Origin of the sequence: Butyrivibrio sp. YAB3001 (genome assembly GCF_900112195.1) — a bacterium.
In the GTDB taxonomy this organism is placed as follows: Bacteria; Bacillota; Clostridia; order Lachnospirales; family Lachnospiraceae; genus Butyrivibrio.
In genome coordinates, this window is sequence record NZ_FOKR01000006.1 from 116,991 (window position 1) to 132,166 (window position 15,176).

The 15,176-nt window shown below is 39.6% G+C and carries 11 protein-coding genes; 7 read left to right on the forward strand and 4 right to left on the reverse strand.

Going from position 1 to position 15,176, the window contains the following annotated elements; genetic code table 11:
- Positions 1-4 precede the first annotated feature (4 nt).
- From BM086_RS08520 to BM086_RS08530, 3 genes are read left to right on the forward strand one after another with little or no spacing between them, the layout of a single operon-like run.
- A complete protein-coding gene (locus tag BM086_RS08520) occupies positions 5-859 on the forward strand; it encodes a TPM domain-containing protein (RefSeq protein WP_175560171.1) in 855 nt (284 codons plus the stop codon).
- A gap of 27 nt (positions 860-886) precedes the next feature.
- Positions 887-2,653: a GGDEF domain-containing protein gene (locus tag BM086_RS08525; RefSeq protein WP_092325597.1), complete on the forward strand. Its 1,767-nt coding sequence runs from the start codon at positions 887-889 to the stop codon at positions 2,651-2,653.
- Positions 2,646-4,337, forward strand: coding sequence for a GGDEF domain-containing protein (locus BM086_RS08530; protein WP_092325598.1), 1,692 nt, complete (start codon positions 2,646-2,648; stop codon positions 4,335-4,337). The genes BM086_RS08525 and BM086_RS08530 overlap by 8 nt, the downstream gene beginning before the upstream one ends.
- A gap of 281 nt (positions 4,338-4,618) precedes the next feature.
- Here the strand turns inward: BM086_RS08530 and BM086_RS08535 are convergent, their stop codons facing one another.
- The 4 genes from BM086_RS08535 to BM086_RS08550 all read right to left on the reverse strand — a co-directional run bounded on the left by BM086_RS08535 (position 4,619) and on the right by BM086_RS08550 (position 11,119).
- Positions 4,619-5,734 carry an SLC13 family permease gene (locus tag BM086_RS08535; protein ID WP_092325599.1) on the reverse strand — a complete coding sequence of 372 codons (1,116 nt, stop codon included), beginning with the start codon at positions 5,732-5,734 and terminating at the stop codon, positions 4,619-4,621.
- Positions 5,731-6,123: a hypothetical protein gene (locus tag BM086_RS08540; RefSeq protein ID WP_092325600.1), complete on the reverse strand. Its 393-nt coding sequence runs from the start codon at positions 6,121-6,123 to the stop codon at positions 5,731-5,733. The genes BM086_RS08535 and BM086_RS08540 overlap by 4 nt, the downstream gene beginning before the upstream one ends.
- 61 nt (positions 6,124-6,184) lie before the next feature.
- Complete coding sequence (locus tag BM086_RS08545; RefSeq protein ID WP_092325601.1) at positions 6,185-7,999, reverse strand: glycoside hydrolase family 27 protein; 1,815 nt, start codon at positions 7,997-7,999, stop codon at positions 6,185-6,187.
- A gap of 438 nt (positions 8,000-8,437) precedes the next feature.
- Complete coding sequence (locus BM086_RS08550) at positions 8,438-11,119, reverse strand: Tex-like N-terminal domain-containing protein (protein WP_092325602.1); 2,682 nt, start codon at positions 11,117-11,119, stop codon at positions 8,438-8,440.
- Between the two features lie 257 nt (positions 11,120-11,376).
- Here BM086_RS08550 and BM086_RS08555 point away from each other — a divergent pair, with 257 nt between their 5' ends.
- The 4 genes from BM086_RS08555 to BM086_RS08570 are packed head-to-tail and all read left to right on the forward strand — an operon-like array spanning position 11,377 to position 15,069.
- A complete protein-coding gene (locus BM086_RS08555) occupies positions 11,377-11,787 on the forward strand; it encodes a hypothetical protein (protein WP_092325603.1) in 411 nt (136 codons plus the stop codon).
- 35 nt (positions 11,788-11,822) lie between these two features.
- Positions 11,823-12,335: a hypothetical protein gene (locus BM086_RS08560; RefSeq protein WP_092325604.1), complete on the forward strand. Its 513-nt coding sequence runs from the start codon at positions 11,823-11,825 to the stop codon at positions 12,333-12,335.
- Positions 12,336-12,369: 34 nt separating this feature from the next.
- Positions 12,370-13,098 carry a DUF975 family protein gene (locus tag BM086_RS08565; RefSeq protein ID WP_092325605.1) on the forward strand — a complete coding sequence of 243 codons (729 nt, stop codon included), beginning with the start codon at positions 12,370-12,372 and terminating at the stop codon, positions 13,096-13,098.
- 42 nt (positions 13,099-13,140) lie between these two features.
- Positions 13,141-15,069 carry a glycoside hydrolase family 2 protein gene (locus BM086_RS08570; RefSeq protein WP_092325606.1) on the forward strand — a complete coding sequence of 643 codons (1,929 nt, stop codon included), beginning with the start codon at positions 13,141-13,143 and terminating at the stop codon, positions 15,067-15,069.
- Positions 15,070-15,176: the final 107 nt, after the last annotated feature.

The following is a 15,176-nucleotide window of genomic DNA, read 5'->3' on the forward strand; positions in this document are numbered from 1 at the left end:
ACAGATGAAAAGACAAATATCTGTAGTTTTGCTAAGTATCTGTCTTCTTACCATATTTACTCCGTCACTGGTATCGAACGCTTCTTCCGATGTCTTGTGGGACAGCTATGACATCCCTTCCACGAGGCAAAAAGAAAGATTAGTTGATAATGCCGATCTTTTAACATCATCTGAAGAAGCTGATATCCTCGCTGCTTTAAATAAGGCAAGTGAAGAAAACAGAATGAATATAGCAATTCTTACAGTTGATGAACACACTGGTTCAATTCAGGCTTATGCTGACGATTATTTTGACTATAACGGCTTTCAGGCTGATTTCGACGGCGCCGGTATTCTGTTTATGCTCAGCATGGCAGACAGAGAATATGCAATAAGTACCTGCGGAGACGGAATTGCTGCTTTTACTGATTATGGTCAGGAATATCTTGTGGATCAGATGATGCCTTACCTAAAAGAGGGCGATTACTATGGAGCGTTTGAGGAATATATAGAGGCATGTAACTATCTCTTATCCTGTTATGACGCTGAAGAAGGGACCGCTTATGATATCGGCAACGTGCCCGCCACTCCTCGCAACCTCTTCAAAGGCCTTATTATCTGTGTTGTGATTGGTCTGATTGCAGGTTTGATTCCTATTTTTATCATGGTATCGGATCTTCAGACAGTTCATCCAAATGCAAATGCTTCCGGATATCAGACACATTCCGGTCTGCATATGACAACACACAGAGATACATATTTAAGAACAAACACATCCCGCACCAGAAAGCCTGAAAATGACAGCAGAAGCGGTGGTGGAAGTTCTGTACACATTTCAAGTTCCGGTAGCAGCCATGGAGGAAGCAGCGGACATTTCTAAAAATGTATTACCCAGGGAGGTCTGTAGGTGAATATAAAACACAAGCTCAGAACTCTTTTTCTGTCCCTTGGATCAATATTTTTTATCGGTATTATAATCGCTTTCCTCGGGTCAGATTTATACAAATCTCCATTGCATTATAATTTAGTCCAGCTGGATGACGGCTGGACTATTACTCATGTAGGTTATACCTATACTCCCGCCAGTCTCCCTGAAACAAACATTGGCATAGCAAATAAGGGCGATGTGATAACTCTGTCCCGGACCTTAGATGATTATGACCTTGATCCTGCAACCATTCATTTCAGAAGTATTCTTTCAACCGTAGATATCTATCTTGACGATTCACTCATCTACACTTTCGGTCATGATTATGTGGAAAAAGGATCAATGCTGCCTAAATTTCAACATTTCGTAAATCTTCCATTAGATTATCCAGGAAAAGAAATCCGAATCGTAATAACTGCCACAGAGAATAATGCATTTTCAGGGTTATCTCCTGTAATTGTCGGAAATAAAGAAGATATATCCAGGTCCAAAGCTCAAAATGGACGCCTTTCAATAGTTATAGGTGTTTTCCTTGATATGTTTGGATTTATGCTGCTTGTTCTCTCTCCTTTTCTTTTATTCGCATCTGCCCATGATTCCAGTATTGTTTACAGTGGTCTTATTTCCATTCTCATGGGTACATATATACTTTGTTTCAATGATCTGTTCTTTTTGTTCTCTGATATTCCTTCCTTCTATACTTTCCTTGAGTATTTCTGCCTGTATATGATTCCGGGCGGTATTCTTCTGTTCCTTGCTGCCGCCAAACAGGTATTAGGCAAAAAAGTAACAATAGCAATAGGAGTAATAAACTTCATTTTTGCTTTTGCTACTGCTATCCTTCATGTCACAAACGTAGTACATATCTGTCACTTTGTTACTGCGCTTCACATTATTTCAATTACTGAAGGAATATATGTGGTAGTATCTCTGATTGTTTCTACACTCCACAGACGCAAACATCCGGACGACTTTTATACCAAGAGTATGTCCACAAATGTCCTATTAGTCGGACTTTTACTTTTACTTGTTTTTTCTATCATAGATATTGTTAAATTTAATGTGCTCAAATTTTTTGAGGCAGGCGAAGTTAACACCAATATAAATTTTATGACTATTGGCGCATTTCTTTTTATCATCTGCCTTGTGCTTAACTATTTCTTCCACTGTATCGAGTATATAAGTGCCACTAACACAAAGCACCAGCTTGAAGGTCTTGCATATAACGATTCACTTACAGGTCTATACAACCGTTCTAAATGCGAACTCACTTTAGCTGAACTCACCGGAAATTATACAATAATAAGTATCGACCTTGACTATTTAAAATATACCAATGATAATTATGGCCACTCCGAGGGTGATAAGCTTATCCACGGCTTTGGAATGATACTGAAAAACAGCTTTACTGACGCTTCTCTGATAGGCCGAATGGGCGGAGATGAATTCATCGTTATACTGCCATACATCGATAACGGTCGCACAGAAAAAGACCTGGTAACAATGAGTGACCTTATGACTTACAGAAATACTCTTGAGTCCAGGATCAAGTATTCAGCATCTTACGGCTATGCTTCTTCTGACGACGAATTGTTAAAAGATATCTCATCTGCGCAGAATGTATATCTATTGGCAGATAGCAGAATGTATAAGATGAAAAAGAAACATCATGATCATACTCTCGGTAAGCTGTACAATGATCTGATGAACGGCTCCTCACAGGAAGGAGGAAACACTAATGAATAAAAGGTTTATTCTTCCTGCTCTTACTGCACTTGCAATCTTAGCTGCCATAGTAGTATTTTGTCTTTTGCTGGTCTCACACACTCAAACTGATCCAATGATCACTCTTGATTCAGATTGGAGAACAACCATAAATGGCACACCCTATGAACTGATTGCTCTAAAAAAGCTATACCACACATATACTTCATCACTTGCTCGTGGTGACCATATTGTTTTATCCACCACACTTCCTGATATTGGTGACATTCCAAATCCCACCATTCTTTTCAGAACAAGGTATACCACCCTTGAAGTATATATTGACCAGGAACTTATTTTTGAATATGGTAAGGATTTCTATAATGCCAACAAGTTCTTAGGAAAGATGTACCATGAGATTGCTCTACCATCCAGGTACGCCGGACGGACACTTACTTTTGTTATGGATGTCGGAGAAAACCGCGCCTTTTCAGGGCTTGAGCCCCCCATACTCGGTTCTCAGGCTGATATTTCAGGTACTTTTCTTCATCACAGCATCCTTATCCTGACCACAGGAATAACCACATTTGTCTTTGGCTTTACTTTCCTATGCATCGCCTTGATATTTGTATCCTCTGTTCCTGAAGTGATAAGCCTTTTATTTGGCGCCCTGTCCTGCATGAACCTGGGCGTATGGCTGCTCACATACTACAATTTCTTTTCATTTCTGGTATATACAGACTATGAAACACAGATTGAGTATTTCACTTTGTATCTCATAGTCCCATATTGCTATGTAATACTTTATTATCTTGAAGATCTACAAAATGATAAACTTTTTAAAGCCATAATGTATGTAAGCTGGGGCGTACCGCTAGCGCAATATGCACTACACTATCTTTTCAATATCCATATGTACGTAACCCTTCCACTGTATGAAATTTCTGCGGTATTTGGCTTTGGAATCCTATTATTCTTTGCCTATAGAACCAGTAAGAAAAAAAATGTCAGAACATCATCCATTGTACAGCTTACAGGTCTTTTGGTATTTTCTGTAAGCGTTATGACACACCTTGTTCTGAACCTCTTAGGTCCGATAATGTATTCATATAACACGATCTTCGGCCGAATTGTTATAGCTATAGGAAGCATATATTATGTTCTTTGCCACCTTTCAACTTATCTGATATTCATTACAGAGAGCTATGCCAAGAAGCAGGAAAACATATCTCTCTCGCACCTTGCATACGCAGATGGCCTTACTAATCTAGCCAACAGAGCCAAAGCTGACAGCCTGATGGAAGAATTAAATAACGCCAGTGATGATTACTGTATTTTAAGCATTGACTTAAATGGGCTGAAAACAGTTAATGATAAATTTGGTCATCCCACAGGGGACCGCTACATTAAAGATTTTGCCAAGGTACTTACAAATACTTTTAGTGATGAGTGTTTTTGTGCCAGAATCGGCGGAGATGAATTTCTTGTAGTAATGCGCGATGCCGCAACAAAGGACATCAACGCATTGATAGACAGAATGAACAGCGCATTAAACGTAATGAATGCTCTTTATACCGAGTACCACAGAAGTGTTTCAACCGGCTTTGCCTTCCGCCATGAATGTAAAGACGGCAATTCTCATAAAGTTTACCTTCTTGCAGATCAGCGCATGTATGAGAGAAAACGCCTTATGCATGAAGAACTTGGTATAAAGGCACGATTCTGAAATTAGTATACATTCTTGAATCAGAGATTCAAGAATGCCGCAAATAGGCCATTAAAAGTCGACTTCGTCGAAGGGCCTATTTGCCTCTCGTATCATGTTCTCACGAAATCCGCAGCTAGTGCGGATTTCTGTAATTTCATCTAAGAAGTCATATATTCTTAAATAAAATACAGAAACACACATTTACTGCAGTTTTAGTGCAAACATAATTCAGCAAGCAAACAAGCACTTCGATATAAATCGACATCAACTGGCTTTTTGCGGATATCATGAATTGATCATTACAGGAAATAATGCATCACCACAAAGCATGCAAGGAAAATGATATTTGCAACAGTAAAATATGCTATATATTTTCCCTGATTGTCTTTGTAAGCAGATGAATAAAACTTAAAGGATATAAGACTTGCCATTGATGCGATCAAAGTTCCAAGTCCTCCTGCATTCACACCAATAAGAAGTTCTTTATAATCTGTAGAAAAACCTGAAAGCATAAGCGTAGCCGGAACATTGCTGATAAACTGGCTTGCTATTACTGCGACAGTAAATTCTTTTCCTGCAGTGATATTCTTAAGAAACTCACTAACTGCATCAATTCTTGCCATATTTCCTGTAAAAATAAAGAAACCTATAAAGGTAAGTATAAGTAGATAATCTGCGCGAAGAAGTATCTTAAAGTCCATTCCTCCTACTACAACAAGAACAATAATGGCCATAACACACCATGGAAGAACTCTTAACACTGACAATAACGCAATAACAAACAGCACTGCATAGATTCCAATCTGAATCTTGCTGCCGAAATTCTTTACGACCATGTGATCAGATTCAAGGCCGACTTTCTCATTTTTTCCCGGAATAAGGACAAGGCTTACAAGAAGAAGCAGTGCAGCAGCTATTGTGTATGGAAGCATGCACCCTACAAACTCTCCAAGTTTCATTCCTGTTGTTCCATAAAGGTAAAGATTCTGTGGATTTCCTATAGGTGTGGACATACTTCCAAGATTAGCTGCTATTGTCTGAAGCGCAACCACCGGAATCATCATATCTTCACGCTTACAGCTCTTTAATACAAGCATTCCAAAAGGAACAAATGTAATAAGCGCCACATCATTTGTGATCAGCATGCTTCCAAAAAAGCACATAAAAATAAGAGCAGCCGCAAGTTGCCATGACTTATCAACCTTCTGCATCAGTATCTGCCCGATTTTCTCAAAAACAGAGTTTTCTTTAAGTCCCTGAATAATAACCATAAGTCCCCAAAGAATTCCAAGTGATCTAAAGTCTATATAATCCAAATAGCTCTTGTCCGGTCTCACAAAAAATGCTGAAATAAGCGCCAACGTCCATGCGCTGTATAATACCGGGTCCTGTTTGAACTTCTTCAAATAATTCACTGTAAAAAATCCTCCAACTTATGCAGTATCTCATCTGCCTGCTCTTTTGTTACGATTTCATTTAATCCAAATATATCTTTTGTCAGCGGAGATATTATACCACGTACATAAACCTGCGCAATAGCATTGGAACACACTCTGCATTCATAAATATCCCTAAGTGCTGTTGCAGCTCCCCAATCCATGTCAGAAAGCTTCAGAACATTTTTCAAAAACTCGTGAATCATCCTTGCCGCAACCTTCTTTGTAAGCTTCTGATTCAGCTTTTCATCCGGATATCTGTCAAGAAAGAATTCAAGATAATAACCCAGTTGTTCAGCTGAAATGTCTTTTCCGGTACATAGGATATAATTTTCAATTAGTTTGTCAAAAAAATCTTTTTCTGTCATATTAAATAACCACAATTTAAAAGGGAACACTGTTTGATTCAGCATCCCCTATAATTTACATTTACTTCATGCAAACCTCAATAGTCACATTATCGCAAGCCTTAAGGCCATCAACTTCAAACACGCCTGTCGTATTTTCATAAGTTTCACCTGTCCAAAGGTTTTTAACCAGATAGCTTTCACTGCCCTTTATTCTGTCGCCAAAATACTTTTTGAGGTCAGAAACGTTAATTGAATACTTCTCAGTTTTATCCTGCTCACTTACATTTATAAAACTCAGAGCAAATCTGTTATCAGAAAGAGGTTTGCAAAGGATATCAACTCTGTTAATATCTCTTATGTATTCCTTGTCAGGCTCATTTTTAGCAAGACTTGAATATACTCTTTTAGCCTGAATTCCAAGTGCGTCCTGATTAAGAGAAATGATATCCTTATTTGAAATTATATTGTAAATATCATCACCCTTTTCAACACGTCTAAGGTCAAGACCAAGCATAAGAGGAGAATTCATCATAGACCACATTGTCATATGCGTTCTGCACTGAACCATATTAAGTCCATTCATTCCTATCATCATCATGTCAGGATCATTCCAACCCTTATCAAGACCTGCAAACTCATCCATGATAACAGCCTTGCTGTACTGCGTTGCAACGCTTGTAGTATAATCACCTGTCCACGTTCCGACTCCAGGATCTCCGTCACTTCCAACTCTGAATGTAATATCATTTAGTACTCTCCAGGAATCACATACCTTATATGCCCAGTTCTGAGGATGTGTCTTTCCCCACTCACAGGCAGAATAAATAATATCATTGTCAGGAGCCTGACTATTAAGCTCTTTCAGTAATCTCGCATAAGAATTTAGCGTATTTTCCTGGCGTCTGTGATTCATAAGTCTTAAGCTGTTTAATCCCTTTTTCAGCTTAACTTGAAGTTCACAACTCCAGATAAAACTCTTTTCTTCGTCAGTTTCTTTTACAAAATCATCGTAGAAAACCTCTTCATCAACAGCAACCTGAAGCCAGCTTCCCACATTCTCTCTCTTGCCTGTCGCATATTCCACCTGAAGTGAAACTTCTTTATCTGAATCGCTTTCAATCTCAAAAACAATCTCGCTGCTTCTAAGAGTTCTTGGTGTAGCATCAGGACCTGTCCCATCAAAGGTTCCTATTCCTGATACGTAGTCTTCCTCAACAAAAGCTCTGCTTCCGGCCAGCTTTACATTCTTTACGTAAAAAGAACTTTCCCCTGTTTCAGCTTTATCATATGCTATTCCACAGGATAGTTTCTCACCATCCTCCGGATTCTTTATTATCTTATACTCTTTGCCGTCAATCTTGACTGCTCTGATATTTGGAGCAAATGTATATCTTGCATTCTCAGGATTTGAAAAAGTTGCATTATCCCACAGATAATAACAGTTATCCACTTTAAGAAAATCTACGCCCCATCCAAGATAACTTGCCGCATCCTCAGCCTCATGTCCGCACGTTCCAACCTCTGCACCTGCGCAAAGATTTGTGCCAATATCATTGTACATTCCAAATTTCAGATTCTTTTCATGGATATAATCTCCAAGCGCCTTAAATCCACTGGGAAACTTAACCTCATCATTAGACAGTTTCCCAGTGGCTCTGCTGTCCTTATAGCATCCATCATCAAGAACTATATATTTGTATCCAAGCTTATCAAGTCCCAGCTCAACAAACTTATCTGCCATTACTTTAGTCAACGCCTCTGTATTTCCACTTCCAAAAGCATTCCAGCTGTTCCATCCCATTGCCGGCAAATGATTCTTCTTTTTCCCATAAAGAACTTCCCCATTATCAAAAGAATCAAATCTTCCTTCACTGCTCAACTTATCTGGTGTCATTATCCTCTGCCTCCCATTATTTATTACACTTGTGTATTATCCTTGATTCATATGTAACCAACTATTTGGCAAAATACCACATTCGCAAGCAATACTATTATCAAAACGACTCTTTCACTTACTGATAACACAAATTGCTCCTATACAAGTAACTCATGCAAGCCTAAAACTCTTCATTGATAATATAATATGCAAATCCATTAATCCTACTATAAACTGCCATTTCTTACTCAATTAGAGTTACCGCGTAGTTTCTTTACTCATGCTTAATTAACCAATCCTCACACTGCAACAAACTATTATGTAGACTTCTACATATATTCACACTCACTTCTCAACATACAGTTTTTCGCTTTGTAAGACAGCCCGGCGTCCTACAAGCAAAAAATCCCCCATTAACACAACGCAAAAGCGGCAGGTCTCCCTGCCGCCATATCTTTATTCGTTTGCGTTACCCTTAAATATAACAATTCCCTTTTTCTTAAGCTTCTTAACCGGCTCAGCCTTCTTCTCTTCTGCCGGAGCTTTCTTCACGGCAGCATCACTCTTTGGTGCTTCTGCCTTCTTAGGTGTTTCAGTTTTCTTTGGCGCTGCAGGTTTCTTAGCCACACCTGCTGCCTCTGCAACCTGCGCTACAACTGATGCTCTCTTTGGTGCAGCCTTCTTCTCTTCCTTCTCAGCCTTTGGAGTTGGACGAGTTGCTGCTTTAGCTGCTGCCTCTGCTGCAATCTTAGCAGGATCACCAAGCTTCATTGTAAGTGCTATTCTCTTTTTATCAAGTTCTACATCAAGAACCTGAACATCAACAATATCGCCAACACTTACTGCCTCAAGCGGATGCTTGATGAACTTATCTGTGATATGAGAAATATGTACAAGTCCATCCTGATGCACACCTATATCAACAAAGCATCCAAAGTCGATAACATTTCGAACTGTTCCCTTAAGGATCATTCCCGGCTTTAAATCCTTCATATCAAGGACATCGCTTCTAAGAATAGGCGCCGGCATATTCTCACGAGGATCTCTTGATGGCTTCTCAAGCTCGCTGAGAATATCTGTAAGTGTAATCTCACCAATTCCAAGTTCTTCGGAAAGTTTCTTCTTTTCAGCCTCTGTTACTTTTCTTGACAAGCTGCCTGATACAACGGACGTTTCTGCCTTTTTGTCTGCTTCAGGAGCTGTTTTCTTGGAACTGTCAGCTTTACCATCATCAACAACTGCCAGGTTACTTCCTGCAAGCGCTGCTGCCAAAGCGGCTCCCATAGCTGTGCCTGTATTTCTGATAACAACCTGCTTCTGTTTCTTCTGTGGACGAGGCTTTTCTTCCTTTTTAGCAACAGGCTTTTCCAAAACTGCCTTAGCTGCATTCTTCTGAGCAGCACGTACATCGTCAAAAGTAATCCCCAGCTTATCCATAAGCTTAAGTGTTGCTTCATAGGATTCAGGATGAACGCTTGTTGCATCAAGAGGATTTTCTCCGTCAGCAATTCTAAGGAAACCTGCGCACTGTTCGTATGCTTTCGGTCCAAGCTTTGGAACATTCAAAAGCTCTGCTCTACTCTTAAATCTTCCGTTTTCCTCTCTATAATCCACGATATTCTTGGCAATTGTCTTGCTGATACCTGAAATATACTGAAGAAGAGGAGCTGATGCTGTGTTAAGATCAACACCTACTTTATTAACACAGTCTTCTACAACACCCTCAAGTGTCTCGCCAAGCTTTTTCTGGTTCATGTCATGCTGATACTGGCCTACACCGATTGACTTAGGATCTATCTTAACCAGCTCAGCAAGCGGATCCTGTAATCTTCTTGCAATTGATGCAGCGCTTCTTTGTCCTACGTCAAACTGTGGGAATTCTTCTGTAGCAAGCTTACTTGCTGAATAAACTGATGCTCCCGCCTCGTTTACGATAACGTACTGCACCGGTCTCTCAAGTTCTTTTATCAGCTCAACAATTACCTGCTCAGACTCTCTTGATGCTGTACCGTTACCTACTGAAATAAGGTCAACATTGTATTTATCTATAAGTTTTTTAAGTTCAACTTTAGCTTCTTCTACTTTATTCTGTGGTGCTGTAGGGTAGATTACCTTGGTATCAAGCACCTTTCCTGTAGCATCCACAATGGCAAGCTTACATCCTGTTCTGAAAGCAGGATCCCATCCAAGTACAGTTTTTCCTGCGATAGGAGGCGCCATAAGAAGCTGTGTCAGATTCTTGCCAAATACTGTGATTGCGCCATCTTCAGCTTTTTCTGTAAGTTCATTTCTTATATCACGCTCAATCGCGGGTGCAATAAGTCTCTCATACGCATCCTGATTGATCTCCTGAATAACAGGTGTTGTGATAGGGTTGTCATTTTTCAGCATCTTCTTATTAAGATACTGCAAAATCTGCTCCTCAGGAGCTTCAATCTTAACCACAAGGAATTTCTCAGCTTCACCTCTGTTAAGAGCAAGAATTCTATGTCCAAGAACTTTCTTTACAGGTTCCTCGTAGCCATAATACATTTCATAAACACTCTGAGCTTTCTCATCCTTAGCCTTACTGGTAAGAATTCCCTGCTCCATTGTGGTCTCTCTTATATATGCTCTAAAGTCTGCATTGTCAGATACATCTTCAGCGATGATATCCATAGCTCCCTGAAGCGCCTGTGCTGCATCCTCAACTTCTTTTTCCGGATCAACAAAAGCTGCTGCTTCTTCCGCAAGTGGCTTTGTGGTCTCCTGCGCCAAAAGAATCTGTGCAAGTCCTTCAAGTCCCTTTTCTCTTGCAATGCTGGCTCTTGTCTTTCTCTTAGGTCTGTATGGAAGATAAAGATCCTCGATAGCTACCATGGTCTCTGCTGCAATAATCTTAGCTCGAAGCTCATCTGTCATCTTACCCTGTTCTTCAATAGAATCCAGAACCTGCTGTCTTCTCTCTTCAAGGCTTCTTAAATACTTAAGTCGTTCATCAAGGTTTCTTAGCTGCTCATCATTAAGTGAACCGGTAACTTCTTTTCTGTATCGTGAAATAAATGGAATGGTATTGCCTTCATCAATAAGCTTAACTGCCGCTTCTACCTGCCACTTTTCAACACCGAGTTCTTCTTTGATCTTTAATACTATGTCCATATCTTCCTCACCATAAAACTAAAATACTTAGAAATCCAATGGATAATCAAAAAGAAAATCCACCATATATCTACTGCCATTAATGAAAAAATAATCCTAATTTTCAATTAACTTTTCATAAACAGCACACACTTATACATTATACCAAGCCTTTCACAAAGTTTTCAAGACTTTAGGAAAAGCCGTCAACATTGTAAAAATGGCTCATTTATTGTAAAATCTATAGTAAGAATCTGTATTTGTGAGGAATAGTATTGATGGGTGAAAACGGGGACAATCAATATTTTTATAATAACTACAACTACAACAAAGCTCATAACGAGCTTGACAAACACGTTCATTTAGCCACCATAGCCCTTGTACTGGCTCTTATTTCATTGCCTTTGTGTTTCTTTATGTACACAGGCATTATACTTGGTGGCGTAGCTATTGTTTTTGCAATTTTATCAAAGGGAAACGCGGATAGATTACTGCCTCAGGCGAAGAAGGCTCTGATATATGGTTCACTTGGAATAGTTCTTGGTTACGCTGTTGTTGTCACAAACATTCACGGTGTGATCACCAATCCCGAGTATCGTCAGAGATTAAATAAGATTTCAGAGCAGTACTACGGCGAAAGCTTTGATGACATGTTAAAAGAGATAGGTGCAAGTTTTGGCGAATTATAACTCCTTCTCTTTTACGTGTAGAAGGGAGTATGCCTATGAGTCTCATTGGTGCGATAGGAAGCGCATACAGCGCTTACAATACATATCCTAATTTTGATATACCCGGAGTAACCGCTCCAAGTGAAGCCAAACCTATACTTAATCCTAACGAATCCACTCAGAAAGTTCAGGGAAAGCGTTCATCACCTGCTGAGTGTGAGACCTGCAGGAACAGGAAATATCAGGATGGTTCCGATGAAATGGTTTCGTTTAAAAGTGCTCAGCACATCAGTCCTGAGTCTGCTGCTGCGCGTGTACGCGGACATGAACAGGAACATGTAAGCAATGCCTACAAGGACGCAGCCATGAACAATGGAAAGGTACTTCAGGCATCAGTTTCGATCAAAACAGCCATTTGTCCTGAATGTGGTCGTTCTTATATATGTGGCGGTGAAACTGCTACTATGATCAAATATAGCGAAGAAGGAAAAGACAATCCATATCAGAAAGAGCGCAAAGCCCTTGATAGACAGGCAGTTTTAGGGGCCAATATGGATGAGGATTTTTAAGAAATATTAGTATTGTTGGGGAGTATTTTTTTATATGTCTAATTCAGTTTCAGCAGCTCAGTTAAAAGCTACAGCCAGAGAAAGGTCTCTGGATAAGTATGGCACTTTGATACTTGCAAATATCATGATCTTTGTGATTCAGGTTTTTATTTCCGGGATTACTACAGTTGCCACTTCAGGCAGTCTTATAATTCTTATCATAAATCAGCTCATCACTTTAATAGTTAATATACTTTTGGGTGTGCTTGTTTCAGGTAAAGCTTACCTCTATCTTAATCTGGTTTATTCGCAGACTATATCTGCTTCTGATATTTTCTTTGGTTTAAAACAGCATCCGGAAAAAGCCGTGATAATTCAGTCAGTATTTGTTCTTGTTGATTTTTTAGTCAGCCTTCCGGCTTCTCTTTTACTGTTTTTCCTTCATCAGAATACATCGCTTAATCTTATCCTAGGATTGACAGTTGCTCTGATCATTGGACTTATTATTGATCTATACATAATACTCACTTATTCACAAGCGTTTTTCCTGCTACATGATTTTCCAGACCGCTCTGCCAGGAACCTTTTAGCCACCAGCAGAAATCTCATGAAAGGAAATCGCATCAGACTTCTTTGTCTGTACCTGAGTTTTATTCCCATGTACCTCTTAGGCATCGTAACGCTTTTCATTCCACTATTGTGGATAAGCGTATACAGATACGCCACTGTAACATCTTTTTATCAGGATCTCATATCAAAAGCAGGAAATAATGCATCTAACTGACAATTATTTAATAAAAAATCATTGTATTAAGGAAGGATGATTATGGACTTAATTGATGCAATACGTGCAATCGATAAGCCACACGAAGATGATATTTTAAACAGACTATATACCGTTTGGGGCGAACACCTTGATAAAAACAAGGTGTTAAAAGAGTACCCAAGACCACAATTTCAGAGAGACAGCTATTATAACTTAAACGGCGAATGGGAGTACTGCATCGTTTCATCTGAAGGAAACGATCTCATTCCCGATAAAATGGATGGGACCATTCTTGTCCCTTTTTCACCCGAATCAATTCTCTCAGGTGTTGAAAGACGACTTGAGCCCTACCAGTATCTTTGGTATAAAAAATCCCTTCCAAGTTTGACAAGACAGTCTTCTGATTCGAGATTTCTACTGCATTTCGGCGCAGTTGACCAATTTGCAGAGATTTACATAAACTCCGAGTATATTTGTTCACATAGTGGCGGGTATCTTCCATTTACTATTGATATTACAGACCACCTTGTTTATTATGCTCGCAGTTCAACTACCGCTCACAACACTCTTCATGTTAGAGTAAAAGACACTACGGATTCATCCTTCCACAGCAGAGGCAAGCAAACGCTTAAGCGCGGTGGAATGTATTATACTGCTCAAAGCGGCATATGGCAGACCGTCTGGATTGAAGAAGTTCCGGCAACTTACATCAGAGAAATCAAGATTACTCCTGAATCAGACCTCAAAACTGTTTCAATTGAAGTCTCAACCAATCAGCCTACTAAGGTTACTGTAAAAATACCGGGGCACGAAATGGTAAAATGCCCTTCGTCATTTACGCCCAAAGCTGCATTTTCAGGAGATGGTCAATTTTCTTCTGACACATATCCATCCAATGAAACAAGTACCCAAAACGATCCTTGTTTCTACCAATTTAAGTTTTCAATAGATGCGCCACATCTTTGGAGCCCGGAGAATCCATATCTTTATCCGTTACAGATAGATACAGATGATGATCATGTTCGCTCATATTTTGCAATGCGTTATTATTCTATTGAAAAAGATTCTTCAGGAATAAGCCGCTTTTGCTTAAATCATAAACCATATTTTCTTATGGGAGTTCTTGATCAGGGCTACTGGCCTGACGGATTATATACTGCTCCATCCGATGATGCGCTTATTTTTGATATAACTGAAATGAAAAGACTTCATTTTAATATGCTTAGAAAACATATTAAAGTGGAAGCAGCACGTTGGTACTATCACTGCGACAGACTCGGAATGATAGTATGGCAGGATATGGTCAGCGGCGGTTCCTCTTATGCGAAACCAGTCGTTTCATATCTCCCAACTCTTTTCCCAAATGTATTTGGCAGAATGCCTGATGGGCCTGCAACCTACAAAACCTTCTCAAGAGGCTCTGCTGAAGGCCGCAAAGAGTGGATACAGGAAATGAAGAATACCATACGTTATTTATATAATGTACCAAGTATTGCTTCCTGGGTTCTATTTAACGAAGGCTGGGGACAGTTCAATGCTGCAAGTGCCACGATTGTCGCAAGAGAACTTGATGACACAAGACCAATTGATCAGGCGAGCGGATGGTTTGATGAGGGCAGTGGAGATTATCGAAGTGTCCACAATTACTTTAGACCTCTTTCGGTTGAGATAGATAAAAATGACAGAGCCTTTGTCATTTCAGAATATGGCGGCTTTACACTTCATATGGATGGTCACAGCAGTGTCGACAGAGTTTATGGTTATAAAAAATATGATACCCTTGACGAGCTTGGAAGAGCTTACTATAACCTAATAAACGGCTCCATTAAGCCTCTTATTTCCAAAGGACTTGCAGGTGCCGTCTATACTCAGCTTAGCGATGTAGAGGAAGAAGTCAATGGACTTATAACCTACGACAGGCGTATAACCAAGATAAATCCTGACCTCGACCCAAACATGCTGCAAAATATGCACAATGAATTGTCATAACATATAGCTATAATTAATCAAATCTGCGCATCAGTCACATCCATAGCGGAGAGTTTTCTATTTCATAGGATACCGAATTTCCTCAGAAATACGGTATCCGTACTGGA

Coding starts and splice junctions, on each gene's coding strand:
- BM086_RS08530 (WP_092325598.1), top strand. CDS start 2,646: ATGAATAAAAGGTTTATTCTTCCTGCTCTTACTGCACTTGCAATCTTA.
- BM086_RS08550 (WP_092325602.1), bottom strand. CDS start 11,119: ATGGACATAGTATTAAAGATCAAAGAAGAACTCGGTGTTGAAAAGTGG.
- BM086_RS08560 (WP_092325604.1), top strand. CDS start 11,823: ATGAGTCTCATTGGTGCGATAGGAAGCGCATACAGCGCTTACAATACA.
- BM086_RS08520 (WP_175560171.1), top strand. CDS start 5: ATGAAAAGACAAATATCTGTAGTTTTGCTAAGTATCTGTCTTCTTACC.
- BM086_RS08570 (WP_092325606.1), top strand. CDS start 13,141: ATGGACTTAATTGATGCAATACGTGCAATCGATAAGCCACACGAAGAT.
- BM086_RS08555 (WP_092325603.1), top strand. CDS start 11,377: ATGGGTGAAAACGGGGACAATCAATATTTTTATAATAACTACAACTAC.
- BM086_RS08545 (WP_092325601.1), bottom strand. CDS start 7,999: ATGACACCAGATAAGTTGAGCAGTGAAGGAAGATTTGATTCTTTTGAT.
- BM086_RS08540 (WP_092325600.1), bottom strand. CDS start 6,123: ATGACAGAAAAAGATTTTTTTGACAAACTAATTGAAAATTATATCCTA.
- BM086_RS08565 (WP_092325605.1), top strand. CDS start 12,370: ATGTCTAATTCAGTTTCAGCAGCTCAGTTAAAAGCTACAGCCAGAGAA.